Raw genomic sequence first — 25,296 nt, 5'->3', positions numbered from 1 at the left:
AGGATATAGACAGATTGTTCAATTCTTCTATTACCCTTAGCAAGCATCTTCGGCTGACCATATTTTTGATATATATTATCATGAATGGTGTATTAAAATTGCTTTCATCAATCAGAGTCGCATCCCAGGAAATAGACAATAATAAAAAGATCTTTTGGATATACTACAGCCTCAATAGCACCGGTTTAACAAAAATCTCAGTAGGGGTAACAAAAAAATAATGTTGTCAATCAATGTTGAAGAAAATCCACTATCCGAACCTTTTACATGGATGATCGTCTGACCTTTCAAAGCAAAGGTAACGTTTATAGCGCAGGAAGCAATAAAGACTACCGTTACCTTACCCTTTTCTAAAGTACCGAGTTTTAACCAACTGTTACTAAAACCTAATTTTAAGATACATTTACGAATAAATGAGATAGAAGGCGAACTCAGTGACAAACAAAAGCTATTATGGGTAGAAAATAAAAAAATGTAAAGTATGAATATCGCTAACAGGATAATGCCCTGTAGTATATGGGTTCGGCCAGTTGCTAACGAAACAACAAGGGTAAACAAAGATAATAGTAACAATACCGTTGCCTTAGGGTCAACACCTAATGTAAGCTGCATACCTGCAACAATTGAGGTGAATGCAACAGCAGGAATAGTAAGCCCGATGCTGGCTAGCGCAGAGCCCAGTGCTAAGTTAAGACTCGTTTGCAGTCTGTTATTCACGGCAGCTCTTAAAGCCGCAATGCCTTCCGGCAGAAGAACAATTGCAGCAATGATAACACCTACCAAAGATTTGGGCGCCCCAATATATAAGACGGATTTTTCTATTGCAGGCGCCAGCGTCTTGGCTAATAAAACTACAACGCCAAGGCATAGTAACAGTAATACTGCACTAATAAGTGAAGTCCTTAATGTTGGTTTAACAGGTAGGAGATTCTCATCATCCGACTCTTCGGGCGATAAAAAATAAGACCGGTGCCTGACGGCCTGAATCATTATAAATACCAAATACACCACCAGGCAAAGTACAGCTATAAAACTTAATTGTATCGTATTATATCCGTGTCGTTGTGTGCTGCTAGTAGTATAGTTCGGCAAGATAAGCGAGAGTACCAGGATCGCTGTCAGGGTTACCAAAGCTGCGCTAACCCCTTTAGCTCAAAAACCTGCTCTTTAAAACGTAGTGCCCCGATTAATATGCATAACCCGATTATCCCGTTTAAAATGATCATGACAGCCGCAAACACTGTTTCCCTGGCGAGAGCTTTAGTTTCAGCAGTATCACTGGCCATCATAAGTGACACAATTAATGAGACTTCTATGATAGTAATAGCGAAAGCCAGGAGAAATGTTCCGAAAGGTTCTCCAACTTTGAGGGCAATCACTTCAGCATGATGTACAGCAGCCAGAACGGAGCCGACCAATAAAATGCTTAAAATGATCAAATAAATATGACCGTCGAAAAATGCATGGCCTAGATACCCAGCCCATGATAGCAAGGGAATGATGATTGTCCAGAAAAACAGATACATCTTTTTTTCATAGAGCGAGAAAAATCATTTTAGTCATTCATCTTTAACCTTTAGCTCAATGTAGAGATAACTCTTTGTAGATTGCAAAGTGGCTACACCTTGTGCATCAATATAGTGGGGACGAGATAAGAAGGATCATCAAATGACAAAATAAATCGGGTTCCCTTTTGCAATTCAGATTCTACTTCAACAAGAATGTGGAGGGAGCAGAGCACATCGTAAGTTTTAGCCAGCCCCAGTCCCAATCCCCCTGCTCTTTTTGTGAAAAAAGGAGTAAAAATGTTTTTCAAGTCATCTTTGGACATGCCACAGCCGTTGTCTTCAATTTGAATAACGTACCGCGGCCCCAATGCCTTGGTTGACACACTTAACACGCCCCTCCCAGGTTCCATAGCGTCGATTGCATTAATGACAATGTTAGAAATAGCCAATATTATTGAGCCACTATCAAAAGGCATAATACAGTTTTGTTGGTCATATATTTTATTAACATTTACCTGCTTCAAATAGAGTCGATCAGCGGCCTGGGATAACACCTCGTCCAACATCTGTCCAACAAGCATTTTTGGTACTTCCACCTCGTCTAAATGCTGAAAACCCAGGAGAGACTTTAGAAGAAAATCAATTCTCTCAGAGCTACGATCTATAATATCTACATACTCAAGTAAATCATGATTAGAAATTTCAGATCTTAGTATATGCATCGAAAGAACAATACTGGTTAATGGATTTCTAATTTCATGTATTATCATCGGTGTCAGATTATCGCGTTTTTCTATTTCCAGCTGCGAATTTTCAATGTTAGTCGGCATATATGTACTTTTCATGTCATTAATTTAATGGATTTGAGCACCGGCTCAGGTGCCAACATTTCTATTATAGTTAACAACCGTATACAGCAGCTTTACTTTCTGAGCAATCTCCCTTTTCAAGTTTTTATAATATCGGAACCTGTTTAATTCTATAAGGGCTTCTTCGTAGCACTTAATGGCTTCTTCAAACTGAATGTCATTTTCAGCTCTCCTTCCTCGTTTAAGATTGGGGATATTATTTTTCGATACCAGAAAAGACCGAAGTGCGATGATACCAAAATGAAAGAACATATTATTAATTTATAACCCAATACTGCAAAGGTCTTAAAAAGAGCCCTCCAAATCATTACATCTTTTTGTAAAAAAGTTACATGTTTCACATATTTAATTTTCAACATGTAAGATCATTACATAGCTATCGACTTATATCAATTCATTTAAAGAAAAGAGTTGCAAAGACTTATCATACATTGAAACAAACAGAACGAAAAATTCATGACTGCGTATTGGATAATCGCTCAGGTTTACAAATGCCAACAAGTATTAATTCGATACAAAAGATTGTATCTTTATATTCTTTGTACTCCATCTTTATATTTCAATCACCTTCCCCTTCACCCTAAAATCCAACATATGTCAAAGCAAAAAATCGACTCAGAACAGTTATTGTTATTAAGGGAGGGAAATACTGTTACAAGGTATCCTTGTGATGGAATGCCAGAAAATGAATTTAAGGAAAACAACGTCGATCAGATTCACTCCTTCCAAATAATATCTATTAATGCGAACACCAATGTAATGGAACTAATAATCAATCACTCAGCCTTTATGTATGCCTCTCCGGGAGATATCAATCATTTATTCATTAAGTCTCATGATCTGGTAGACCAGAAGATCTGGTGGGTGGAAGTATAGATAAATTCATGTTGCGTGCAGTTGCGGGTTCTGAAGTTATGCATAATCCTCAGGTTCCAGGGCTTATCATCTCTTTTTCTTTCAACAATTGTTACGCTTTACGCCCGCAGAGCGAAAGAAGCAGGGAACCAGTAAACTATGGAAACAGACCGCTTTTCTATAAGCCAGATTTTAATGGCAATACCTATTTTTTGTACAATGGACATCTTTTTAACAGGTATTGCAGCGGACTATCATAATCTCCTTCATTTTGCACGAACAGGGCTTTTCGCTCTTCTGTAAAGAGAGCGTTATTTTTATCGGTATAAATGTTTATAGCTACAGAAGTTTCATAATTTGTCCTGTTAACAGCATTTGTAGTTTCATATGTACTACGTTTAGCGTCATTTTTGTCATTTTTGCTGGAGCTATTATAGGAGACATTGGTTGTATTAGATGACAGGTTTTGTGTTATAGTCCCATCTACAATAAATTCTACACTGAGTATATTGCATAACTCTTCCATGGTATATCCCGACATGTTTGCACGATTAATACCAGCTTTTGCCAGCAAGGCATTTGTTGTCCTGGGATCAATGATAGTTAAGCCACCTGCATGTTTACTTAGCAGCATGTACGTATCATTTTGAGGTTTTAAACTCATAACATCGCCGGCCGATTGGCTGTTTTTTATGTATGCAAAAGGCAAAATGGCCACTTTGTTGTGATGATCCTGAATTCCTGTCCCTCCTTGTTGGTCCCTGGACGCCTTATCCGTTGACAACGGAGCTTTGTTAAAGAACTCTACACGGCCACTGGCATACACAATCTTCAAAATATCCTGCTTTTTTATTTTATAGGCCAGCGTCTCACCCTGATATGCAAACTTTACCTCATCATCATTAATTTCTAATACTTTTCCCTGAAGTTCATCACCATTGATCTTTAAGATCAGGTCACTTTGAGGTTTCTGTGCATTTTGAGAAAAAGAGAAAAAACGATAATCAACAGGTGGGCTGTGAGTAGTACAAACTTTTTCATTACAGGGGTGGTTTAGAAGTTATGAAGAGTTATAAAAGTACAAAATTTTATGCTCAAACAACAGCCCCCAAGGCTTCACCCATAAATAATTTTTCCGATTACCGTTAAGCCCCTTCTATCAAATTTCATATTTGGACGGTATTTTTGTTACTTATAATTCCTCAGCCTACATTTATGGTCGCAACAATTACGACTATTTCACTCAACTGAAAAAAATGCCCCTGAACCGTTATTCTAAGCCATTATATGCCCCGCTATTTTTAATTCTTTTTGCAGGTAGCTTTTTTGCGCCAAAGCTCAGGATACGAGTTCATTAGGAAATAGCAGTGTATTTCAAGACAGCAATTCTATAGTGGAAAAGGCACGAAGATTTGCAGAAAAGGAGATCCTGGAATCGGCCCTGGAATTCAGGCAGGACCTGTCGTCTACCAGGAGGCAGGAGATACTGGAAGCAATTAAAAAGGAAACTTTTAATGCAAGGGATTTTGTAAAAAACGGGGTTGACACGGCAGGGCTTTCCCGGGAATTAGCACAAATACTTGATTGGTACAAAATCAGCGTCGACGGCATATTTGTGAATGCCGGTAGTGCACAGGTTTATCGCAACCTTGCTACCTCCAGGATCCTCATTAACGAATTGCACAAAAGACTTTTGCAGCGAAAAACACAACTGGATACTTATACAAAGCAACTACTCAATTTCAGAAACAGGATTGATTCTTTTGCTACTGACAGTTCGCTATTTATAGCCCCTACTGATTCAGTTCACGCCACTCAATATTTTTCTGAACTCATTATAGCCGCCAGGGCTATTGCTCCCGCAGACAGTATCGTAAAAAAGCCATAGAGAATGTAAAAACTATTCAGCGGGTGGTCAATGAAATGGTGAACGAGTTTTCGGCAGCTTCAGATAATATAGAGAACTATCAGGCAGCATTGTCTGCAACAACCTTTCAAAGAGATTTCTCCAACCTTGGAGATTCCATAAAATTTCAAAGATCATTTAAAGAAGTGCTTCGCTTCTCGGTATTAAAAGGAAGTCTTGCACTTTATTTTTACGTAGGCAATAACATGGGCAAACTCATCCTGCTTTTTATTCTGACCATCCTGTCCTATTGGTTTTTAAGAGGATTACGGGTAAAGCTGGTTGAAGACGGGCGCCTGGTGCAGAATATGTCAGGCCAGCTGGTGTTTCGATACCCGGCATTGTCTGCCATGTTGATAGTGATCAGCATATTCCAGTTTATATTTCCGGAACCGCCCTTTGTTTTCAACCTTATAATATGGCTATGCTCGGCCACTGCCTTAACGTTCATATTCCGGGGCTTCATTACCCGGTACTGGATGACATTCTGGCTTGCGGTTTTTATGTTCTTTCTGATTGTTTCTGGTATTAACCTGGTTCTCCAGGCCTCAAGGCCGGAACGATGGGTCATGCTGTTAGTTTCTTTAATTGCATTCCTGACTTTCCTGATATTTTTTGTTACGGGCAGGAACAGGGAGCTAAAGGAAAAATGGATTATCTATTTCATAGGAATAGCAGTCATACTGGAACTTGCATCTGCGCTGGCTAATATTTATGGCAGATATAACCTCTCCAAAATGCTACTTACCACAGGCATATTCAATATTATAACGGGAGTTCTCTTCGCCTGGACTATCCGGCTCATCAATGAAGGATTATTGTATGCCAATGAGCTCTATAAAACGCCCGAAAGAAGCCTTTTCTATGTCAACTTCGACCGGGTAGGCAGCCATATACCTAATATATTTAAGATTCTCTTGATTATCGGCTGGACAATACTTTTGGGAAGAAATTTTTATGCTTTCAACAAAATCACCAACCCGGTAAAAAACTTTCTTGAAACACCCCGCTCCGTAGGAGCCTACTCATTTACCATTGAAAATATCGTATTGTTTTTTGGCATCCTGATCATTGCTTCACTCGTATCACAGGTAGTTTCATTTTTCGCATCTGATAAGCATGATTCGTCGGGTAACCGCATTAAAGGCGTAGGAAGCTGGCTATTGCTCATTCGTATATCTATCGTCAGCATTGGTCTGTTCCTGGCTTTTGCTGCCGCCGGCATACCGCTGGACAGAATTACCATTATAGTGGGCGCGCTCAGCGTGGGTATAGGATTCGGTCTTCAAACCCTTATCAACAACCTTATCAGCGGGTTGATCATTTCATTTGAAAAACCCGTTAATGTGGGCGATATGGTAGAAATAAGAGGTCGAAGTGGTGTAATGAAATCGATCGGCTTCAGAAGTAGTATTATGACCACTTATGACGGCGCTGAAATTATTATACCTAATGGCGACTTACTGAACGAACACCTGGTAAATTGGACCTTGAATGACGATACGAGAAGAATAGAATTAAACATCTCCGTTGCCTACGGCACTGACCTGGCTAAAGTGCGTACATTATTGCTGGAGCTCGTAGACACCGACACCAGAATTGCCTCCCATCCTGCTCCATCGGTACTCGTTAAAGAGTTTAGCAGCAGCTCTGTTGACTTCCAGCTATTTCTTTGGGCAAAGCAGATCAGCGAATCATCGAAGATCAAGAGCGACATCCTTATATTGATCGACACCCATTTTAAAGCTCACAACATTACCATACCATTTCCACAACAGGACGTTTACATTCATTCGGATCCCAATGATATCAAAAAGCAACCACCTCACCACTCAGAAAGTAACCAGAAATAAGAAGACATTATTTAAAAAATATGTACCGGCAGCGTATCGGCCAAAACAAGCGGTGATAATGCTGTAGCGGTTTCGTTATATTCAGGTTGCAAAGAAGGATTGGAAGGATACGCATTGCCGTTGAATTTCACCCTGTAAGTCTTACCTCCACTGGGAATGATCAGGTCGTTCCACCCCTTAGTTTTCCCGGGGCCGATAATGATTGGACCATTTACGATTGTGAAAGAGTTGATTTTTTCAGCATGGTTGTTCAACAGGTAAACTGTACAACCGGCGTTACCGCAAAAATAGCTTCCTTTCATAGCTACAAATATTTCATTTTTGTTATCGCCATTTAAATCTATTGCAGTATAAGTAAATTTGCGATCATCACTATTAAGTAAAGCCAGGTCCTTTTTAACAAGCACTTTTCCTAACTGGTCTGCAACCCTTATTGCTACCGAATCTTTTGAAGGAACAGTATCCTTAACAGTAATTACCGATGGCGTATCTGCCTCTGCGTGACGGCTCAGCACGACCAGGCTATCTTCCCCTGCTGTAGATTTTTTATCAGCAGAAGAGTTACAGGAAGAAGCTGCAATGATCATACTCATGCATGCAATAAGAGCTCTTGATATTTTCATATTCTTTTTCTGATTGACCCCTTGATAGTTTTCGTCATTTAAACAATTGGCGTTTCACTCCAAGTGTAAAAAAGACATTTTTCATTTTAAAATTCACTCCCCTGAAAGATGCGGGAAATATGGATGGAATACCCCATTGCAAATCACCTGCCACAACATAACGATCTATTTTTTTCGCCACCTGCGAAAATACCCCAATCCCACTTGTTCAGCTCTTTGTCAAAATTAAAGATCGCCCTGTCTACTTCAACCTTTTCTCCCAGAGAGTTGCCTTTCCTAATATAGCCATCACTAACTGTGCCTCTGAAATAAGGCCTGAGCAGATATCCGGTATACAATCCGCCTTTCAAATGCCAGCCGCTACCAGCATTAAATGACAAAAAAACAGGCAGAGAAATGTACATATTTTTGGAAACTGTTTCATTCAAACCGGTAAAATCACCTTCAAATTCAGCGTCGTTCATAGAAATCAGGGTATGGAAATATTGTACACTATCTTTTATTTTCATTCCTTTTATTTCCACACGCAGTCCGGCACCTACACTCCATTTTTCGTTTGGCTTTCTTATAATTTCATACCCAACCGATGGCGAGAAACCCGGCGAATAGCTTTCGATTTTCCGGATATTGCTGGGCAACGGAATGGGCGTTGAGCCACCAATATTATATCCTATGTGCACCCGATGCTCCCAGTTAGCTGTTGTGTGTTGCTGCGCATGCAGTTTTCTACTCCACAACAAGCATATAATTAAAATGTAAACTGATGTTTGACGCATGTAATGATTTATTGAGGAATGATAACCAAACTATCCAGAAGCAGCCTGCTTCCTATGGCACCGCGATAATAATCACCCTCCTTACTGGATGAAGCAACAATGGCCATCATGAGGTTTTTAGAAGAGACCTCCTTTCCATTCTTAAAAACAAATGGGATATTGAAACCGGTATAATTGGCTTTCGCCGTTCCATCGGTCAGTGCAGCCATCGCGATTACTTTGTCTGATGTATGTATATTGGTTGCATTGAGGCGTTCGGGGCCTTCGAACAACACTGCATAAACAGCACACTCATCTGTTCTGCCAGGTACCGGGTTTTTATGTTCATCCTGAAAAACGGGTCCTGGCAAATATTTATAGTACCCTTTAAAACTTTTAGGCAGACCGATGTAGGGCTGACCAAATTCAGTGGCTTTTAAAGGATTAGCCAAAGCCTGTGAAGCGTTGAACGTACCCAGGAACAGGGATCCTGAAAATATATAAGCACCCACAAATTCAGAAAGCAGCGTGCCTTTGATGGTCACCAACTCGGCTGACTTGCTACCGCTATAAGCTTCAGTTGTTGAGCGTGTTGGGTACGCATCTGGTTGTTTTGCGACACCTGCAAATGCAACACCAGGGTTTCCTGAAGTCCATATTTCAACCCCATCCGCTTCGAGAGGGAATTCATACCCATCTTCCGCCTGCAGTCCCCAGTTTTCAAAGTTAAAATTCCAGTTTCCTACGTTAACCAGTTCTACAACATACTGCTTTGAGTTAGCCCCATTTTGTGAAACAACCGTATAAACAACAGCTCCATCTTGGGGACGAATCGAATCTCCTGAAGCGGGTCTAATATGAGCCCCGGCAGAAACGGTAATAACCGGAGCAACACCTCTGTTAAAAGCATCATGTGTCAAATACAACTGAATTTTCCGGTTAACCTGGTCAATCACCGTTTTACCAGTCATATCTCCATTGCTTAATTCAAATACTTCAATATCAGCCTCGGGATTTAAAGGAGCTTGCCTGATGCATGATGACACGGATGACACCATTAATGTAAATGCCGTCCCCAAAGGCATAAATAGTATCGGAAGATAATTTTATAATTTTTCATAAGAATACCGGTCTCACTAATTATAAGAGATTGGAAGACCGGCTGCTTCGATTTAAAGGTTTAGAGTCATTACAAATTTAAATAAAATCCGCTGTTTTTCATAGTTTAGTTTCATGAAGCTTACCACGCCTAGCATTTTGTTTACTGCTATTTTGTTATTTTATATAAAGCCACTGTTTAGCCAGGTAACGGAGGCAGGGTCGCTACATGTGGCCGATCCCATACAGCACTTTGACAGCCTTGTGACATTTAAGGTTAATATAAGTGATGATATTGAGGCACTTTCGGTGAATAGCGGATCTGGCAAAATTATGCTTCGGCCCAATGCAAAACTAACCACCAGGTTTAATTTCAGCTACCGATACCTTTCTTTTGGTTTCAGTATTGCGCCACCACTCCTGCAGGAAAAAAACAGCGATTACACTAAAGGTTCCTCAAAACTAAGGAGTATAGGCATGAACTTAAACCGGAAGCATTGGCAACAATCGGCTTTTTACAGTCGCACTAAAGGTTACTATTTAGAAAATACGGCAGACTACCATCCTTCCTGGCGTAGCGGCATGCCCTATATACAGTTTCCAGAGCTTATTTTCAAACAGTTTTACGGATCTACTGCGTACAGTTTCAATAATCGTTTTTCCCCTAATGCAGTTATAGCGCAAACAGAGCGGCAACTTTTAAGCGCCGGAAGCTTCATTCCCATGTTCAATTACCGTTATTCTATTAGTGATGATCGCTCCCCCTTGCTCCGGGAAGACAAACGCAAAAAGCACGCAACCTTGAATTATTGTTGGGGCCCGGCTATTATTTTAGCTGGGTACATAAGAAGACATTCTATGTTTCAGGTGGGCTTACCCTGGCAGGGGGATCGTTTTTAGTACCATCGAAAATCGGTCGCAAACCGGTTCAACCAGAGGGTATCAACGAAACGGGGTGATCCGTTTAGACGGTACAATTGGCATGGGTTATAACGGCGAACGGTTCTTCGGAGGTATTTATGCCAGAGCAACGGGTAGCAGCTTCAGGCAGGCCCACACTTCCCTGATCAGTACCGACGACCGTGTGATGGGTCATATAACCATTGGCTACAGGATTCAGGCGCCCGCCATTTTGAGAAGTCTAATGCTCCGCTCAGATCAGAAGATCGATCAACTCCAGCAAAAGCTTTTAAAGTCCAGATAGGATAATTTGACAAATCCAATATTAAAGCCCGCATTGCACCCCAAACAATAATATTGAAACTACCGCTTTACCATTCTCTATCCGGCATCCCGAATTTTTAAAAACCTGCTTATAAGTTTCTCTATAAGAAATAATAGTTCTTTAAAAGAAATTATCTTAACTTGACGGGCAATTCCATTTTTGATCGGTCTTTCAACCTTCATCAAACATTAAAACAATATTTTGAGCAGGTATCTAAACCTTATTGAGCAGCTAAAGGTTAAGCTATTGTTCCGGGATATGCAATATAACCGGCAGGAAAACCCAGGAATAGTGTGTACGGATTGAAAAGCATTTTTCAAAAAATTAAGGTGTTGCTATCTTTTGGAATACCTGTATTGACCTTACCGGGTTACCCACATTGGTTTGTAAAATTCGAAAAATGAAAAATAGTAAAAAAGATTCCCATATTAACCGGAGGCAATTTCTTGAGTCATCTATGAAGGCAGGAATTGCACTGAGCATGCCGGTTCACCTGAGCGATCTGTTAACGGATAAAATTGAGGTAGCAGTTATAACCGATCTGCACCAGGATATTATGCATGACGCCCCCGCAAGGCTTTCGGCATTTCTGGATGCTGCACGTCGTTTTAAACCTGACGCCTTATTACAAATGGGAGACTTTGCTGTTCCCAAAGAAGCTAACCGGGATATAATAAGCCAGTTCAATAAGGCGCACGCCCAATCATTGCATGTTCTGGGTAATCACGATACTGATGGAGGGTTTACACAACAGCAAACGATGAGCATGTGGGGAATGCCTGACCGCTATTATTCGAAAAGCGTCCGGGGAATACGGTTCATTATTCTTGATGGTAATGAAAAAGGATCTCCAATACATAAATCAGGATACCCTTCCTATATCGGCAAGCAGCAAGTAAGCTGGTTAAAGGACCAACTCTCAGAAACGAAGGAGCCGGTTATTGTAGTTTCGCATCAACCTCTGGCTGGCCCGATCGCTATCGACAATGCCGATGTTTTGCAGGGAGTGCTTGGTCAATTTAGCGATAAGATCCTTCTCGCTATCAATGGTCATACGCATATAGACGGAGCATACCTGGTAGATAACGTCAACTATATTCATATCAATTCTGCTTCTTATTTTTGGGCTGGCGATCCATACAAACATGAAAGCTATTCAAAGTCGATTCATGAAACTCATCCCTGGATAGCTTATACTTTTCCCTACCAGGAAGCCTTATTTACCAGGCTGACCATAAACCCGGGGAAGAGAATAATTTCTATTGAAGGAAAAAAAAGCAAATGGCAGGGAAAGTCTCCATCGGAACTTGGCTATAAAATTGATGACCTGCAGCTAAAGGAAGATAATATTGTTCCTTACATTGGCAGGCGAAGTTTTAAAAAATATAAGGATCGTATTTCATCAGCTCCTGATATACGTTATGCTACATTTTTATAAAATAAAGGTCATCTGCTATGGATGACCTTTACTATTTAAGCTGATATATTATGGCGCCACTGAAATATTCAAGGTCCATTCTCTAACCGTACCGTCGGCAGAAGTAAGGCGATACTTATATGGGCCCTGCGAAAAATCACTGACCGTACCTGCCTGGGGAGCTCCGTTTAACGGTTCGATCAATTTAGCAAAATGCGAAAACCTTATACCTATTTGCTTTATATTAGTGCCTCTGACCGCCACGATTGTTAAAGTTGCATTTTCGCGGCTAACCAGATTGGTGTTAGTGGCAACTGCTACGTTTTGATAACCGGTAACAGGCTGATCATAGCCCATCTGGTTTCTAACAGTATCATATCTGAATAATACAGCTGAGGTTATATAAGCCTTATCGCCCCATACAGTGTCATCCAACTCCACCCGTGGCTTTATACAAGCGATAAATGTGGTAACCACCAAAGTGAATAGTACTGCTGACCATTTATTCATTTTCATAATGTTGTTTTTAATATGTAGTAATTTTTATTTATCTCCATCCCGGATTCTGATCCAGTTTAGCACCCTTGGATTCGTACAGGGTTACCTGTTGTAATGGTATGCCGGACAAATAATCTCTTCCGGGCTCAATAAAAAAACTCCTCCCCAGGCCTGAATTCTGCAGTTCTGAAATACGGATTAATTCTGCCATCGGGAAAGCTGTTCACATTATTGCCTACTGTTAGCCTGATTACTGTCTCAAAAAGACTATATCCATCCTTTTTGATCTGGCTGTACTTTGAGGGATCAGCACCTTTATCCAGCGCTTCCTGTTCTGCCGTCCTGTTGTAATAGCCTAAAAATTCCTGCAGTAATGCACCTTTGGGTTGAAATCCGTTAATAACTTTATCATATACAGCCCATCTTTTTATATCATTCAACCTGAATCCTTCCAAAGCAAACTCTACGTTTCGCTCTCTTCTTATTTCGTTTATAAGCGGCATTTCCGACCTGTCAAAGCCCAGATCTTCACGATAAGTAAACCCTGCTCCGGCATTCAGCAACATGGGGAACATACCCGCCCGGTCCCGGATAACATTAACAGTTTTATCAAGATCAGCCTGAGTAAGCGTCCCTAATATGGCCTTGGCTTCGGCCAGAGACAATAATACTTCCTCATATCTTATCAGAATGTCGTCAGTTTCACCTTTCCGATATTCCTGTGCCAGTACAGCGCCTTTAAAATTCCTATATCCTGTAGAGGTGAACCCTTCGGTATACGAACCTGCCAACGCTATAAGTGGATACCGGAATGGTACATGGTCGCCTCCCCTTCCAGGCAGTTTGTTAAAAGGCCCCCTGTCGGAAGTCCATACAGTTTGCTTAAACCGGGGATCAAGCGTGCGGCTCAATACACTCAGAGAATCTGTAACGGCTTGTTGCGAACCGTCTGTTTTGAGGTACATATCTACCAGGTGATCGGTGATCGAAGCCCCCAGGTCTATTATTTTCCAGAAGAAATTATGGCTTTCAGGCAGCTTTGACGCATCATACACCTTGTATAAAATTGCGCCATCTGTAGTACTGGCGTCTTTTTGAGCAAATAGCTGGTTATAGGCCATCGACTTGTCTCCCAGGTTGGTAAAAATCCGCGAACCGTAGCGGGTGATGAGCTCATTGGCCGCGGGCTCAATCAAAGCTATAAAATCAAGCCCATCCTTGCCGGATACTGCAAAGGGCGTATTTTTTTACCATGATAGTATTCCCAGGTTCCTTCAAAAAGTGCTACACGTACTTTTAAAGCCAAAGCTGCATCTTTTGTAATACGGCCCGACACAGCGCCTTCCGCAGTTCCTTTCCATTGTAATTTAGCTATTGCCGAATCCAGATCACTGATAATTTGCCTGGCTACCTCATAACGACTTGCCCTGGGCTTATACAGCTCCTGATCATCCTTTTCCGTTAGAATATCTGTTACAACCGGAACACCGCCAAACGTACGAAGAAGGCTAAAATAATCCCAGGCTCGAAAAAATACCCTTCCCCTATATAATGATCCGTTGAAGCATTTTTTTCAGCATTCAATTTTGCATAATGCAAAAAGAAATTATCACTTCTGACTGCTGAATAGCCATTGGTCCAGGCACTATTGGTTTCAGGAGGAATAGAGTTAGAAGCTGCCATGTTCAAACCGGCCGTAATGGTGGTCTGGCTAATCATAAAATCACTACCAATATCCAGTCCAACATTATTGATGTTAGACATAGCCATATACTGGGGCGCCAGCTTAGAGTAGAAGCCATTGGCATAGGTTTGCAAATCCGCTGCTGTTTTGAACAGGTTTTCCGGACCGGTTGATATGAGCGGTTCCCGGTTTAGAAAGTCTTTCGAGCAAGAACCTGCTGCCATTAACATAACACCCGCGAACAATATTTTTATGGTACAGTTTAGAAACTTCATTTTTATTAAATTTTAAAGTACTCAGCATATTATTTAGTCAGCAATAGGATTACAGGCTAACGTTTATCCCCATAGAATAATAGCGTAGAGGTGGATAACCATTGGTACTTGCAGCTCCAAAGGCTGACTGGTTACGTAAAAATTCAGGATCATATTTTATAAAGGACTTATTGAAAATAAAACCCAGGTTCTCGCCGCTGAAATACACATTGGCTCTTTTGAGTTTTGCCGCTGATATCCAGCGTTGCGGAAGATCGTAACCTATGGTCACATTCCTAACACGCAGGTGTGCCAGGTTGAGTGAGTATTGGTCCGTAGCCAGCGAGCTTCCTGTGTTTAAAGCGGAAAGAATGCATCCGTATTGGAAGGAGTCCAATATCCAAGGTCAGAGCTCTCCTTAAAAGCCGGAGTAAAAAAGTAAGCTACACCGCCTGCTCCTGTACTGGAGCCAAATACATAATGAGAGCTGCTATAAACCTTCCAGTGCATTACTCCTTCGAATACTGCTGACAGCGATATATTATTCCAGGAAAAAGAAGGTAAGAAAGAATAGCTTTTGCGCGGATAATTAAATCCATCAGTAACCTGGTCACCGCGACTATACCAGAATCCTCCGTTACCTGAATTGATGTAACCATCTCCATCCAGATCCTGATACATGATATAACCCGGGTAATTATAGGTGCCTGTTAAAACCCTGTTGTCCAGATCCGAGGTATTCTGCGCGATTCCCCGGACTTATAAACAAAATTTTGTCCGAAAAGCTCTCCCGGTGTCCACACGCCACTTCTAACTCCGTTTACATTTGCACTGTATTTGGTTACATAACCTACATAGTCGCTTATATTAAATCGAAGACTATAAGCAAAAGGTTTTGAAGCCAGGTTCAACTGGTCATTCCACCCTATACTAAGCTCCCAGCCACGTGTTTCCGACACTGAGTTATTTTTTACCGGGGCGCCCGTTCCCAACACCAGCGATACCGGATCGGGAGGACCAATCTGGTCTATAACCGTTCGCTGATACCAATCGTATACAATGTTCAATCTTTGATTCAAAGCCGTAATATCTAATCCAAAATCGAGCACGGTCGGTTTAGCCCAGGTAAGATCGGAACTATAAGCCCGGGAGGTGTAGCAATATTAGAGTAGTTACCTCCCAGTAAAGTGGTTCGGCTAAGGCCAAAATTAAGTACCGGCAGATAAGTATAATAATTACTAGCTCCTACTGAAGTCAGGTCACCCGAACTAGACCAGGAAACCCTTGGCTTAAATTCACTTACGATTTTTTCAATGGCCAGAAGCTTTCCCGGGCAGCATTCCACGCGGCTGATACCGAAGGAAATGTTCCCCATCTTGATGCTGGTGCAAAACGGGAACTGGCATCTTTTCTTCCTGCAAATTTCACCAGGTACTTCTGCTTATAATCGTAGCTTACAACCGCGTAATAACCCAGGGTCGCCCATTCATATAAGTTATCATCTGCCAAAGGATTGTTGGCTGCTGCATTAATGGCTTCTACTTCATTTGGAGCAAACAGGTCTGTTTTACTTCCCGTGAGAGATTCAAATTTATTTTCTTCAGACTGCATACCAATCTGCGCTAAAATATTGTGATTGCTACCAAAAGTTCTTTTATACTGGCCACTCAACTTGGCGAACTGATAGCTTTGATTACCGGTTGTTTTACTGATGCTACTGTTATTCGCTGAACGGTTATTCTGCACCCTGGTGCCATCAGGCCATTCGGTGTAAGCCACCTTCTCGGTTCTTTGAAATCTTGTGTTGCTTAATCTCCAGGTATAATCACCATTTATTTCGAAGTATTTAAACGGTCTTATTGTAGCGCCGCCGGTAAGAACAATATCGTCCCTATTATTTTTAAGCAGTCCTCCTTCACCCAAAATACCAGGTGCACCTAAGATCCATGAATAAGCGTTGCCTGAAGGAACTTTCAAAGGAGTAGCAAAATACTGAACCATACTTCCAAATATATCACCATAGTTAGCCACCGTTCCGGTACCTGCATCGGTGGCGGTTCCCGCACGATAATTAGCTCCCTGGTTTTCCTGGCGAACATAGTTAACATCGGTTCTAATATCTAACCAGCTGGCTGCCTTGTAATTCAGCTTGGTTTGAAAATTATAACGCTTATTGTAATTAAAATCACCTTTAAATAAGCCATTGCCACCATTATATCCCATACTGGTAAAATATTGAATCCGATCAGACCCGCCACTGATGTTCAGGTTATGCTGAGCACTGATATCTGACCGGTTTAAATAAGCGTCATACAACTTAGTGGTAGCAAACGACTGCTCCCTGGTCCAGTATTTAAAACTTACGTCAGCAGTAGGAAACTGACCGTTTTCTATGTAAGATTGCGCTTTATCTCCAAACCTGGCACGTAAATCGTCGAATGCCGGACTGCTCCAATCCTTCCTGAGCCATGCCCTCATTCGTTCAATAGTAATAGAATCAATACCATCTGTACCCGACCCATTAGGCTGGCCATTTCTTTGGGCCATATTTACATACCTGGCCCACTCCGGTGAATCCAGCTGGGTTGGGAATAATACCATCTTCCCTATTCGCACATTTGAGGAATAGGTTACTGTTGCTTTTCCTGTTTTACCGCTTTTGGTTGTAATTAATAAAACACCATAAGGTGCGCGCGAACCATAAATGGCCGACGAAGCGCCATCTTTTAACAGTGAAATAGTTTCCACATCGTTGGGATTAATGTCCTGAATAGGCCTTTCAACCCCATCTACCAGGATCAACGGTGCCGCGCTGCTATTGAGTCCGGTAAAGCCTCTCAGATTTATTGAGGGAGTGGTTTCAGGAGCACCGTTAGGGATCCTGATATTTAGTCCCGGGGCCAGGCCGGCAAGACCATCGCCTAATGTTCTTAAGGGCCGGTTCTCTAATTTTTCACCGCCTATTGTAGCTACCGCGTCGGTCAGGCTTCCTTTTTCACTTTACCGTAAGCAGTAATAACCACTTCCTCAGCCTCTACACCAACGCCGGGCTGCAGTATGATGTTGAAAACTTCCATGTTCCCAACTCTTATCTCCTGGGTTTTATAGCCTACGTAAGAAATCTCTAAAACTGATTCAGGGCCCGCTATACTGATTGAAAAGAAACCTTTCACATTACTGGTGGTACCATTTGTTGAACCTTTTTCTACAATACTTACACCAGCTAAAGTATCTCCAGCCTGGCTGGTAATGGTACCGGTGACCATTTTAGCTGGTAATTTAACGGACAATGCAGTTGCCGGCAGCCGCCATTGGAGTACAAACAGTAAAACCAAACCTACCTGCCAGTACCCGCAGCGAAATTTTTTAAATAATGATAGTCGCATCATAGCGTGGTTGTTTATATTTAAAAGATGATTGAAGCAATTGTAGTTTTCTGCTTTTCGAAGCCTTCGTCAAAACTATATATTTTTCCTACAAGGAAATTTTATTTCCATAAAGTTAATATTTAGTAAACAATAAAATCACAATTATTTTACTTTAGAGACATTATTTTTCCTGAAATGAAATTTTAATATTTCAGAAAATCCACGACCGTAAATTCATTATGCACTATTTTTGCGACCAATGAAAGAAGACATCCCTACGCAAACGGAACATTTTAATTACCACGGGCTGGGTAGCCTCATAAGAAGGTATAGAAAAGAAAAAGATCTCAAGTTGATCGACCTGGCATCACTTACCGGAATGACTTCCTCGTTATTGTCGAAAATAGAGAATGGAAGGATGATACCAACTATACCGAGCTTGTTCACCATCGTTCAAAAATTAGGTATCTCCCTCGATGTATTTTTTACAGAATTCGTTTCTGAAAGCAAGTTCGACGGATATATTCATATTCCTGCCCGGTCTTTCCAACCCTATCAAAAAGAAGAAGAGGCCGAAGGTTTCAGCTATTTCTCCATACTTGAAAATAGTTTCGAGGGTGGTACTATCCAGCTATCGTTACTCCAACTCACACCCGGCTGTAGCAGGCCGCTTGTTACAACAGCAGCCTACGAAATACTATACCTGCTTAAGGGAAAAATTGAATATCAGCTCAATGAGGAAATGATTATGCTGAAAGAGGGAGATGCACTATTCTTTGATGGAAACATACCTCACGTGCCTCATAATAAAGGAACGAAGCCTGCGAGTTTGCTGGTTATATACCTATTTGGGGAGCTTCCCTCACCAGCTAATTCCGGTATTTACCCAACTATGCTGAGCGGCACCTTCATTCGTGGTTTGCGAACAGCAGAAATAGTCAACGCGCAAAGCAGGCAGATCACCGTAATAGCCAGGAACACATAGGACGTATTACCAGTTAAATCAATGATGAATCCAAGCAGTGGTTCACCCAGGGCTGCAAATATGTACGCAGCCGTATTCATAACGCCTACACCAGTTGCTACATACTTCTCTCCCAGGATTTCGGGGCTCATAGGCCAGAAATTAGACTGCAACCCATATACAAAGAAACCTGCCAAAAACATTAAAGACCCGCTTACTATTAAATTTTCAACAGATAGGCTAAAAATGAGCAGCGCTAATACGGCACTTATCAGCATGCCCATTCGTATAGCCGCAACACTATTACCTTTAAGCAGTTTATCTGAGATAGATCCGAAGGTCAGGGCTCCCAGTGACATGCCTATCGGCATTAATAAGGTAGCCCATAAATAATGTGGGTTTTCTTTCCAATTGTTGCCCAGGTAATGAACGGGCACCCAAACAATGAGCCCGTAACGGGCCATGCTCTCAAACCCCATTGCCAGGGAGGCCATCATAAATCTGCGATTACCAAAAACAACCCTATAGCGCTCCTTCCAGTTTGAGGAATGACCAATAGTACTCTCCTGATAGAGGTTGGCAAAACCCCTGTCTGACGGCTTATCGGCCGTCAGGAAGAAAAAGATTAGAACAGCACCCAGCAAAAACAGAACAGGTATCCGGAATAAGGAAGGCCATTCAGCATCCTGCTGTACAATTAAGATGGAAAGCAGGAAGGTTACGACAGACGAAAGCCCCGCAGCCATCGTATAAAGACCAAAGGCCTTACCGCGCTCTTCGCGCCGCCACCAATTGGAGATAATACGGGTGCCCGGCGCCCAGGCCAGTGACTGAAAGTAACCATTCAAACACCATAACAGGAGTATCATGGTATAGGTATGAGAAAAGCTGATAGCAATATTTGCTGCTACTGACAGCAATCCCCCGGCGAGAATCATTTTGCGGCTGCTGAAATAATCAGCCAGGTTACCGTTGATCAACTGGCCTATGGCATAGCCCATAAGCATCGAAAAGCTGATCCAGCCCAGCTGTGCATAAGAAATCCCCAGTTCGGCGATGAGGCTTTTGGCAGCCCAGCCGAAATTATGCCTGCCGGTGTAAAAAACAGGTAACAAAACATAGTTGCCAAAAGCATTTGCCACTGTTGCCTTCTGAAGGAACCTACCATCATATAAAATAGATTAATTGTTAAAGTTCAACCCCTACACGGAGTGGTTTTTCACGGAGCGCATATTCAAATGCCTCATTCACCTCGCTGAGCAAAAATGTCTTTTCAACCACATTTTGAAACCCATAGTTTTTCCAGGAACGGGTCATAAAATCGAGCGCATAAATAAAATCTTCGTAATTATAATTATGAAGACCTTTGATCGTTATAAGTCCACGAACTACTTTTTCGGCATCGATGGCTATTTTTCTAGCCCTGAACACAGTACCTATCCAAATAGCAATTCCACCTATTGCCAACACTTCCATTCCCAACTCCAATGCATCCGGGGACCCGCTCATGTCAAATACGATATCATATCCTTTGCGGGGCCATTTGTTCCGGGTCTCGTTCAGTTGACTTTCAGTGTTTTCGTTCATTAAAAACATCTGGTCTGCGCCAAACCCTGTGGCTTCTTTTAATCGCTCCTGACTCAGGTCAACTGCCGTTATGCCGGCAGCACCTGCGTCCCTGCACATGGCAGCGCAGGTTAAACCCAATAAACCCATACCAAAAATCAATACGTTTTTACCGTCAAGATTTCCGGCTAACCGAATTCCCCGGCTACCGTTGCAATAGCGCAATTAAGCGTGGCAGCAACGGAAAGAGGGAGCGTATCCGGAATTTTAAGCACCGCAGTTCCCTGCTTTAAAAGACAATACTCACTAAAGCCACCGTGAAAAGCATCTGATTCGGTAAACAGTGCATGCCCGTATTTAAAAAGACCTTCACCTTTTTGCGGCATGCCCTGCAGCGCATAATAGGAGCCCGGGTCACTTGAAAAAATCGACCAGGTAACTCTATCTCCAACAAACAAGTCTGTTCCCTTTTGATCTTTCAACAGGCAATCAGGTCCAAAAGCAGCTATTTCACCAACAATTTCATGGCCCAGCACTGTAGGAAGCTGCTCTTTGCGGGTGCCGCAATAGGTATGTAGATCACTGCCGCAAATGGTGGCAAATTTATTTCTAACCAGGATCTCTCCCGGACCAGGTACGGGTAATTGTATAGCTACCTGCTGCATGGGCACACCAGGTTTTTCAAACATCATTAATTGTCCTTTATTCATTTTTCTAATTCTTTTGTAAAGGAAAGATATTTTCTTTTTGCGAATTTTTTTTCTTATTAAGAAATTTTTAATTCTTTTGCATAATCGCCTGAAAAAACTTTATTGATTCATCTTTGCCTGAGCGCTTACATGATTCATTCGATTATAAATTTATTCTTTCAAAATGATTTTATCCCCGGGCAGCTCGATTAAGAACGTATATGACCTTGTAGTAGTAGGTGGCGGCGCACTTGGTACTTTTCACGCCTACCATGCGCTCATGGGAGGTTTGTCGGTAGCGCTTGTTGAGCGAAACGAATTACCAATGGGCGCAACGGTGAGAAACTTCGGACAGGTCGTGCCTTCCGGCATGAACAGTAAATGGCAATTATATGGACGAAGCAGTCTCGCTATTTATGGAACCTTACAGAGTGAGTTTGATATAAGCGTCCGTAAAAACGGATCGGTTTACCTGGCTTCCAATTTAGAAGAACGCGTTTTACTCGAAGAGCTTTTTCAGATCAATCGGAGTAATGACTATCCATCTGAACTGCTTACCAGGGAGCAATGCCTCAAAAATATCCGGGTCTAAATCCCAACTATGTAATATCGGGACTTTTTTCCCGGAGGAAGTTACAGTGGAGCCCCGGATCATGATACATCGTGTGCTTGAATACCTGGTTGAACAGAAAAAGCTGAACTATTTGCCCAACCGTACAGTTGTTGCCTGCGAATCAACCAGCTCATTGGTAAAAGTGGTTACCAGTTCAGGAGAAACGATCCATGGAGCTAAAGTGATTGTATGCAGCGGGGCGGAGTTCAAAACCCTGTACCCCGAAATCTATAACCAAAGCGACCTGCAGGCGGTTAAGCTGCAAATGCTACAAACCGTACCTCAAAAAAATTATGAGCTAAGAGGATCTATCCTGACAGGATTGTCTATACGGCGTTATGAGGCTTTCCAGGAATGTCCATCTTACCCAACCATCCGACAAAAAGAAAACCCCTTATCCTTCGAAAAAAATGGGGCATTCATATACTTTTTAAGCAGGCTGCCGATGGATCCGTCATTATCGGCGACTCTCATGAATATGCTGATGCCGGCAACAGCGATGACCTGGGATTTGACCTGAGAGCCGACATAGACCGATTCATGACAGATGAAGCAAAGAAGATCTTCACTCTTCCCGACTTTAATATTCAGAACCGGTGGTTGGGTATTTACTCGCAGTGCAAAGATCAGGACATCTTCCTGCACTCAGTGGGCAGCAACATACATATCGTAACAGGTATCGGAGGTAAAGGTATGACCGGATCTGCCGGATTTTCAAAAGAACACATCAGCAATTTATTCAATAAAAATTTATAAAAATGATATCGATAAAAATGGTTGTTTTTGATATGGCCGGAACCACGGTGGATGAAGATAACCTGGTTTACAAAACCGTCAGGAAGGTTATTAATGACGAAGGCTTTGAAGTCAGCCTTGACGAAGTTCTTCTGCATGGCGCCGGTAAAGAAAAATACCAGGCCATAACTGATATCCTGACGGCATGTACCCATATTCCTGATGTGAAAGGGATAGCAGACAAAGCTTTTGCGAACTTCAAACCTTCACTCGAAAAGGCGTATACTGAAAAAACTATAGGAACTTTTCCTGGAGTGGAGGCTTTACTCGGCGAACTTCGCGACAAAAATATCAAGGTGGTGCTCAATACCGGCTACGACCGAAAAACAGCCCAACAGCTTATTGAAAAACTAGGATGGAAAGAGGGTGTGCTGTATGACGCACTGATAACAGCAGATGATGTTACCAAAGGGAGACCCCACCCCGACATGATCTTTAAGGCCATGGAGCAATTTAATATCAGCGATCCGGCTACCGTGTTGAAAGCCGGCGATTCTGAAATTGATATCCTTGAAGGAAAAAATGCAGGCTGCGGACTTACAATAGGTGTTTTAAGCGGTGCTCAAACCCGTGAGCAACTGGAAGCCGCTTCCCCGGATTACATACTGGATAATGTAACCGGACTTAAAAAAATTCTATTCAACTAAATTTATTAATCCTACAAGTCAGATATGAAACAGTTGTCTCTTTTTATTATACTTCTAATAAGCCTGGGGCTGGGTGCTTTAAAAGCACAACGAGTGGTAATCATAGGGCTGGATGGCTTTAGCACGGAAGCTTATAAGGCTATTAAACACCCCCATATAGACAATCTTTTTAAAGACGGTACTTTGTCATTAACCACGCGACCTGTGATGCCTTCTGTAACGCTTCCTAACTGGACCAGCCATCTCACGGGGTCCGGGCCGGAGGAACATGGTGTTACATCCAATGCATGGACCTTACAAAATCACAGTTTGATTCCTTTGGATAAAGACGCAGAAGGCTTCTACCCATCCATATTTAAACAATTGAAAGAGCAGGTGCCGGGAGTGAAAACTGCGTTCTATTACAACTGGGCTGAGCTCATCAACTCTATTAATAAAAAATATATTGATGAGCTATCGTTTCAATACAAGGATGGATACGATAGCAATTACAACAAAGCAATTTCGTTTCTTAACACCTACCGGAAAGATCCCCAGTTAATTTTTTTGTATAGCGTTCATACCGACCATGCGGGTCATGGTTATGGATGGATGTCTCCGCAATACATTAACGCGGTGGAAAAAGCCGACAGCGCTATCGGACATTTTATTGATAAACTGAAGAAAGCGGATCTCTATAAAAACACTTATTTTTTGCTGATAACTGATCATGGAGGCATTAATAAAGGCCATGGAGGCACTTCTATGCAGGAGATGCAGGTTCCCTGGGCGATCACAGGGCCGGGAATCAGGAAACAGGGCCTGACTGAATTTCACAACAGCAACAAAAATACCGCGATGGTGTTGGCACAGATCTTTAAAATAAAGAATATACCAAAAGCATGGACCGGAGTAAAGCCACAAGGCGTTTTTAAATAGTCCCAGCTGTTCACAACCCTTAATTACTATTTTGAAGATTACCCGCCCGCGCGGTATATGATCAGGTAAACCCGTTTTAGTTTAATATGATTTACGGGCATCAATCCATGTGAAGGTTAATACCGGCAACTACATAAGTTGCCGGTATTGGTTCATAAAGTTGCATGTAAGAAAGCAAATGTTTGCTCTACATTATATACAATAAGATAATGGCTACGGTTTTGATTATATTTTCGAGACTTATGCTATCCATTAGCAGTCATGCTTTTCAACTTAAAAGCCATGTGAATAATATTTATTTTCTAAGGTTCCATTGGGGTATAGTTTGAGAATGGCATAACCGGGGGCTGTCTCCTGGAAAAATGACGGCCCGGCAGATTCCTCATTGCCGGGTTCCCACCAAAAACCACTCATAGCACCGTTACAACAATATCGAACGTTATTATAAATGGTTTCATCGAGCAAATGATTATGACCACTTAAAAACAAGCGCACCTTGTTCTTTTGCCTGTAAAATAAGTTTTTAAGCTTTTTAAAATCACCGTGTCCGCCACCTTCAAACTGTATAGTGGCACCTAAAAGGGGGTAGTGAGACGTCAATACGACAAACTCATCAGCGGGCACCTGCTGCAATGTATCCTCCAGCCATTTATATTGTTCATCATCAAGGGTAATACCTTTATTATTACCATCGAGGACGATAAAGTGCCATTTACCTTTTTGAATACTGTAATACCGTGCAGGTATTTTTAATCGCTTTACTACGTAAGGAATGCCATACATGTTATCATCTTTTTCCGGGGCAGCCCACCAGGGATCATGATTTCCTATGCAGGAATATACTTCATATTTATTGCTGATTGTAGCTATACAGTCGTCCCATATATCCCACAGCGCAGTAACACGTTCCCGCTTTACATGGCTATAAGATGCATCATAAATAGAATCACCGCCATTCAGAAAAAAATCTGGCTTATGCCGGGCAATAATCTGCTTCAGGCTCTTCTTAAATCTTTCAGGGGCATTCAGATCTTCCCGGATATGAACGTCGGTGATATGTGCTACGGTAAGGACATCTTTTACTTTGTTGGGAGTTGCCTTTAGTACTTCAGGTGCAAGCATAAGTCCACCCATACCCCAAGCCATTGATCTGATCAGTTTTCTTCTTTCCATTATTGTATCTGTACTGCT

Annotated in this window: 33 protein-coding genes and 1 pseudogene; 12 read left to right on the top strand and 22 right to left on the bottom strand. The window is 41.9% G+C overall.

From position 1 onward, the window contains the following. Window positions 1–171: 171 nt before the first annotated feature. From MKP07_RS25840 to MKP07_RS25825, 4 genes are all read right to left on the bottom strand, one after another. Window positions 172–1,131 carry a calcium:proton antiporter gene (locus MKP07_RS25840; protein WP_240850085.1) on the bottom strand — a complete coding sequence of 320 codons (960 nt, stop codon included), beginning with the start codon at window positions 1,129–1,131 and terminating at the stop codon, window positions 172–174. Next, window positions 1,125–1,526, bottom strand: coding sequence for a hypothetical protein (locus tag MKP07_RS25835; protein WP_240850084.1), 402 nt, complete (start codon window positions 1,524–1,526; stop codon window positions 1,125–1,127). The genes MKP07_RS25840 and MKP07_RS25835 overlap by 7 nt, the downstream gene beginning before the upstream one ends. Window positions 1,527–1,618: 92 nt before the next feature. Next, a complete protein-coding gene (locus MKP07_RS25830; RefSeq protein WP_240850083.1) occupies window positions 1,619–2,353 on the bottom strand; it encodes an ATP-binding protein in 735 nt (244 codons plus the stop codon). 30 nt (window positions 2,354–2,383) lie between these two features. After that, complete coding sequence (locus MKP07_RS25825) at window positions 2,384–2,629, bottom strand: hypothetical protein (protein WP_240850082.1); 246 nt, start codon at window positions 2,627–2,629, stop codon at window positions 2,384–2,386. Window positions 2,630–2,971: 342 nt separating this feature from the next. On the opposite strand from MKP07_RS25825, the gene MKP07_RS25820 reads away from it, so the two are divergent. Next, a complete protein-coding gene (locus MKP07_RS25820) occupies window positions 2,972–3,253 on the top strand; it encodes a hypothetical protein (protein WP_240850080.1) in 282 nt (93 codons plus the stop codon). A gap of 184 nt (window positions 3,254–3,437) precedes the next feature. On the opposite strand, the gene MKP07_RS25815 is transcribed toward MKP07_RS25820, so the two are convergent. Continuing rightward, entirely contained in the window at window positions 3,438–4,067 is a 630-nt protein-coding gene (locus MKP07_RS25815; protein ID WP_240850078.1) for a hypothetical protein, read from the bottom strand. Between the two features lie 558 nt (window positions 4,068–4,625). Between MKP07_RS25815 and MKP07_RS25810 the strand changes: the two genes are divergently transcribed. Both MKP07_RS25810 and MKP07_RS41415 read left to right on the top strand, forming a co-directional pair. Then, complete coding sequence (locus MKP07_RS25810) at window positions 4,626–5,120, top strand: hypothetical protein (protein WP_240850076.1); 495 nt, start codon at window positions 4,626–4,628, stop codon at window positions 5,118–5,120. A gap of 23 nt (window positions 5,121–5,143) precedes the next feature. Further along, window positions 5,144–6,991, top strand: coding sequence for a mechanosensitive ion channel family protein (locus MKP07_RS41415; protein WP_240850074.1), 1,848 nt, complete (start codon window positions 5,144–5,146; stop codon window positions 6,989–6,991). Window positions 6,992–7,002: 11 nt separating this feature from the next. On the opposite strand, the gene MKP07_RS25800 is transcribed toward MKP07_RS41415, so the two are convergent. From MKP07_RS25800 to MKP07_RS25790, 3 genes are all read right to left on the bottom strand, one after another. Beyond that, window positions 7,003–7,614, bottom strand: coding sequence for a hypothetical protein (locus tag MKP07_RS25800; protein ID WP_240850072.1), 612 nt, complete (start codon window positions 7,612–7,614; stop codon window positions 7,003–7,005). A 143-nt stretch (window positions 7,615–7,757) separates the two neighbouring features. Beyond that, on the bottom strand, window positions 7,758–8,351 hold the full coding sequence (locus tag MKP07_RS25795) for a porin family protein (RefSeq protein WP_240850069.1): 594 nt from the start codon (window positions 8,349–8,351) through the stop codon (window positions 7,758–7,760). A gap of 47 nt (window positions 8,352–8,398) precedes the next feature. Further along, window positions 8,399–9,454, bottom strand: coding sequence for a PCMD domain-containing protein (locus MKP07_RS25790; RefSeq protein WP_240850068.1), 1,056 nt, complete (start codon window positions 9,452–9,454; stop codon window positions 8,399–8,401). 187 nt (window positions 9,455–9,641) lie between these two features. Between MKP07_RS25790 and MKP07_RS25785 the strand changes: the two genes are divergently transcribed. From MKP07_RS25785 to MKP07_RS25775, 3 genes are all read left to right on the top strand, one after another. Next, window positions 9,642–10,367, top strand: coding sequence for a DUF4421 family protein (locus tag MKP07_RS25785; protein WP_240850067.1), 726 nt, complete (start codon window positions 9,642–9,644; stop codon window positions 10,365–10,367). 55 nt (window positions 10,368–10,422) lie between these two features. Beyond that, a complete protein-coding gene (locus tag MKP07_RS25780; RefSeq protein ID WP_240850066.1) occupies window positions 10,423–10,671 on the top strand; it encodes a DUF4421 domain-containing protein in 249 nt (82 codons plus the stop codon). 421 nt (window positions 10,672–11,092) lie between these two features. Then, entirely contained in the window at window positions 11,093–12,130 is a 1,038-nt protein-coding gene (locus MKP07_RS25775; RefSeq protein ID WP_240850065.1) for a metallophosphoesterase family protein, read from the top strand. A 48-nt stretch (window positions 12,131–12,178) separates the two neighbouring features. Here MKP07_RS25775 and MKP07_RS25770 read toward each other — a convergent pair whose 3' ends face one another. From MKP07_RS25770 to MKP07_RS25730, 10 genes and pseudogenes are all read right to left on the bottom strand, one after another. Continuing rightward, a complete protein-coding gene (locus MKP07_RS25770) occupies window positions 12,179–12,625 on the bottom strand; it encodes a DUF5018-related domain-containing protein (protein WP_240850064.1) in 447 nt (148 codons plus the stop codon). Between the two features lie 128 nt (window positions 12,626–12,753). Continuing rightward, window positions 12,754–13,803 carry a RagB/SusD family nutrient uptake outer membrane protein gene (locus MKP07_RS25765; RefSeq protein WP_240850063.1) on the bottom strand — a complete coding sequence of 350 codons (1,050 nt, stop codon included), beginning with the start codon at window positions 13,801–13,803 and terminating at the stop codon, window positions 12,754–12,756. A gap of 2 nt (window positions 13,804–13,805) precedes the next feature. After that, window positions 13,806–13,943: a hypothetical protein gene (locus MKP07_RS25760; RefSeq protein WP_240850061.1), complete on the bottom strand. Its 138-nt coding sequence runs from the start codon at window positions 13,941–13,943 to the stop codon at window positions 13,806–13,808. A gap of 3 nt (window positions 13,944–13,946) precedes the next feature. Continuing rightward, window positions 13,947–14,084 (bottom strand): annotated as a pseudogene (locus MKP07_RS42955) (hypothetical protein); the annotation flags it as partial. After that, window positions 14,081–14,566, bottom strand: coding sequence for a RagB/SusD family nutrient uptake outer membrane protein (locus tag MKP07_RS25755; protein ID WP_240850059.1), 486 nt, complete (start codon window positions 14,564–14,566; stop codon window positions 14,081–14,083). The pseudogene MKP07_RS42955 and the gene MKP07_RS25755, both read right to left, overlap by 4 nt. Before the next feature lie 49 nt (window positions 14,567–14,615). Then, entirely contained in the window at window positions 14,616–14,942 is a 327-nt protein-coding gene (locus MKP07_RS25750) for a hypothetical protein (RefSeq protein ID WP_240850057.1), read from the bottom strand. Further along, on the bottom strand, window positions 14,903–15,226 hold the full coding sequence (locus MKP07_RS25745) for a hypothetical protein (protein WP_240850055.1): 324 nt from the start codon (window positions 15,224–15,226) through the stop codon (window positions 14,903–14,905). Before MKP07_RS25745 ends, MKP07_RS25750 begins: the two co-directional genes overlap by 40 nt. A gap of 29 nt (window positions 15,227–15,255) precedes the next feature. Beyond that, the gene (locus tag MKP07_RS25740) at window positions 15,256–15,654 is read right to left on the bottom strand and encodes a TonB-dependent receptor (RefSeq protein ID WP_240850053.1); all 399 of its coding nucleotides are present in this window, start codon (window positions 15,652–15,654) and stop codon (window positions 15,256–15,258) included. Between the two features lie 190 nt (window positions 15,655–15,844). Next, window positions 15,845–17,509, bottom strand: coding sequence for a TonB-dependent receptor plug domain-containing protein (locus tag MKP07_RS25735; protein WP_240851071.1), 1,665 nt, complete (start codon window positions 17,507–17,509; stop codon window positions 15,845–15,847). Between the two features lie 17 nt (window positions 17,510–17,526). Beyond that, a complete protein-coding gene (locus MKP07_RS25730; protein WP_240850050.1) occupies window positions 17,527–17,934 on the bottom strand; it encodes a carboxypeptidase-like regulatory domain-containing protein in 408 nt (135 codons plus the stop codon). Window positions 17,935–18,172: 238 nt separating this feature from the next. Between MKP07_RS25730 and MKP07_RS25725 the strand changes: the two genes are divergently transcribed. After that, entirely contained in the window at window positions 18,173–18,898 is a 726-nt protein-coding gene (locus tag MKP07_RS25725) for a helix-turn-helix domain-containing protein (protein ID WP_240850048.1), read from the top strand. On the opposite strand, the gene MKP07_RS25720 is transcribed toward MKP07_RS25725, so the two are convergent. From MKP07_RS25720 to MKP07_RS25710, 3 genes are read right to left on the bottom strand one after another with little or no spacing between them, the layout of a single operon-like run. Continuing rightward, window positions 18,796–20,019, bottom strand: a complete 1,224-nt coding sequence (locus tag MKP07_RS25720) for an MFS transporter (RefSeq protein WP_240850046.1) — start codon at window positions 20,017–20,019, stop codon at window positions 18,796–18,798. The two genes, MKP07_RS25725 and MKP07_RS25720, sit on opposite strands and share 103 nt — an antisense overlap. A 46-nt stretch (window positions 20,020–20,065) precedes the next feature. Continuing rightward, entirely contained in the window at window positions 20,066–20,593 is a 528-nt protein-coding gene (locus MKP07_RS25715) for a zinc-binding dehydrogenase (RefSeq protein WP_240850044.1), read from the bottom strand. 38 nt (window positions 20,594–20,631) lie between these two features. Continuing rightward, the gene (locus tag MKP07_RS25710; RefSeq protein ID WP_240850042.1) at window positions 20,632–21,153 is read right to left on the bottom strand and encodes an alcohol dehydrogenase catalytic domain-containing protein; all 522 of its coding nucleotides are present in this window, start codon (window positions 21,151–21,153) and stop codon (window positions 20,632–20,634) included. 163 nt (window positions 21,154–21,316) lie between these two features. On the opposite strand from MKP07_RS25710, the gene MKP07_RS25705 reads away from it, so the two are divergent. The 5 genes from MKP07_RS25705 to MKP07_RS25685 all read left to right on the top strand — a co-directional run bounded on the left by MKP07_RS25705 (window position 21,317) and on the right by MKP07_RS25685 (window position 24,105). Next, window positions 21,317–21,724 (top strand): FAD-dependent oxidoreductase, encoded by a 408-nt coding sequence (locus MKP07_RS25705; protein WP_240850040.1) that lies wholly within the window; start codon window positions 21,317–21,319, stop codon window positions 21,722–21,724. 61 nt (window positions 21,725–21,785) lie between these two features. Next, the gene (locus tag MKP07_RS25700) at window positions 21,786–22,265 is read left to right on the top strand and encodes a hypothetical protein (RefSeq protein WP_240850038.1); all 480 of its coding nucleotides are present in this window, start codon (window positions 21,786–21,788) and stop codon (window positions 22,263–22,265) included. Beyond that, window positions 22,163–22,501 (top strand): FAD-dependent oxidoreductase, encoded by a 339-nt coding sequence (locus tag MKP07_RS42950; protein ID WP_394803697.1) that lies wholly within the window; start codon window positions 22,163–22,165, stop codon window positions 22,499–22,501. The genes MKP07_RS25700 and MKP07_RS42950 overlap by 103 nt, the downstream gene beginning before the upstream one ends. A 2-nt stretch (window positions 22,502–22,503) precedes the next feature. Then, window positions 22,504–23,187: a phosphonatase-like hydrolase gene (locus MKP07_RS25690; protein WP_240850034.1), complete on the top strand. Its 684-nt coding sequence runs from the start codon at window positions 22,504–22,506 to the stop codon at window positions 23,185–23,187. Window positions 23,188–23,211: 24 nt separating this feature from the next. Continuing rightward, window positions 23,212–24,105, top strand: coding sequence for an alkaline phosphatase family protein (locus tag MKP07_RS25685; protein ID WP_240850031.1), 894 nt, complete (start codon window positions 23,212–23,214; stop codon window positions 24,103–24,105). Window positions 24,106–24,378: 273 nt separating this feature from the next. Here the strand turns inward: MKP07_RS25685 and MKP07_RS25680 are convergent, their stop codons facing one another. Next, complete coding sequence (locus tag MKP07_RS25680) at window positions 24,379–25,278, bottom strand: metallophosphoesterase family protein (protein ID WP_240850029.1); 900 nt, start codon at window positions 25,276–25,278, stop codon at window positions 24,379–24,381. Between the last annotated feature and the right edge of the window lie 18 nt (window positions 25,279–25,296).

It is taken from the genome of Paraniabella hibiscisoli (genome assembly GCF_022512515.1).
Lineage (GTDB): Bacteria > Bacteroidota > Bacteroidia > Chitinophagales > Chitinophagaceae > Niabella > Niabella hibiscisoli.
The sequence above is the reverse complement of the archived record's forward strand: the minus strand, read 5'-3'. Positions and strand labels throughout refer to the sequence as shown.

Bases quoted from the DNA above. Each gene is read 5' to 3' on its own strand.
- MKP07_RS25835 (WP_240850084.1), bottom strand. From the start codon at position 1,526: ATGTATCTGTTTTTCTGGACAATCATCATTCCCTTGCTATCATGGGCT.
- MKP07_RS25830 (WP_240850083.1), bottom strand. From the start codon at position 2,353: ATGAAAAGTACATATATGCCGACTAACATTGAAAATTCGCAGCTGGAA.
- MKP07_RS25825 (WP_240850082.1), bottom strand. From the start codon at position 2,629: ATGTTCTTTCATTTTGGTATCATCGCACTTCGGTCTTTTCTGGTATCG.
- MKP07_RS25820 (WP_240850080.1), top strand. From the start codon at position 2,972: ATGTCAAAGCAAAAAATCGACTCAGAACAGTTATTGTTATTAAGGGAG.
- MKP07_RS25800 (WP_240850072.1), bottom strand. From the start codon at position 7,614: ATGAAAATATCAAGAGCTCTTATTGCATGCATGAGTATGATCATTGCA.
- MKP07_RS25790 (WP_240850068.1), bottom strand. From the start codon at position 9,454: ATGCCTTTGGGGACGGCATTTACATTAATGGTGTCATCCGTGTCATCA.
- MKP07_RS25775 (WP_240850065.1), top strand. From the start codon at position 11,093: ATGAAAAATAGTAAAAAAGATTCCCATATTAACCGGAGGCAATTTCTT.
- MKP07_RS25770 (WP_240850064.1), bottom strand. From the start codon at position 12,625: ATGAAAATGAATAAATGGTCAGCAGTACTATTCACTTTGGTGGTTACC.
- MKP07_RS25755 (WP_240850059.1), bottom strand. From the start codon at position 14,566: ATGAAGTTTCTAAACTGTACCATAAAAATATTGTTCGCGGGTGTTATG.
- MKP07_RS25745 (WP_240850055.1), bottom strand. From the start codon at position 15,226: ATGTATCAGGATCTGGATGGAGATGGTTACATCAATTCAGGTAACGGA.
- MKP07_RS25730 (WP_240850050.1), bottom strand. From the start codon at position 17,934: ATGATGCGACTATCATTATTTAAAAAATTTCGCTGCGGGTACTGGCAG.
- MKP07_RS25725 (WP_240850048.1), top strand. From the start codon at position 18,173: ATGAAAGAAGACATCCCTACGCAAACGGAACATTTTAATTACCACGGG.
- MKP07_RS25715 (WP_240850044.1), bottom strand. From the start codon at position 20,593: ATGGGTTTATTGGGTTTAACCTGCGCTGCCATGTGCAGGGACGCAGGT.
- MKP07_RS25710 (WP_240850042.1), bottom strand. From the start codon at position 21,153: ATGAATAAAGGACAATTAATGATGTTTGAAAAACCTGGTGTGCCCATG.
- MKP07_RS25705 (WP_240850040.1), top strand. From the start codon at position 21,317: ATGATTTTATCCCCGGGCAGCTCGATTAAGAACGTATATGACCTTGTA.
- MKP07_RS25700 (WP_240850038.1), top strand. From the start codon at position 21,786: ATGATACATCGTGTGCTTGAATACCTGGTTGAACAGAAAAAGCTGAAC.
- MKP07_RS25690 (WP_240850034.1), top strand. From the start codon at position 22,504: ATGATATCGATAAAAATGGTTGTTTTTGATATGGCCGGAACCACGGTG.
- MKP07_RS25685 (WP_240850031.1), top strand. From the start codon at position 23,212: ATGAAACAGTTGTCTCTTTTTATTATACTTCTAATAAGCCTGGGGCTG.
- MKP07_RS25680 (WP_240850029.1), bottom strand. From the start codon at position 25,278: ATGGAAAGAAGAAAACTGATCAGATCAATGGCTTGGGGTATGGGTGGA.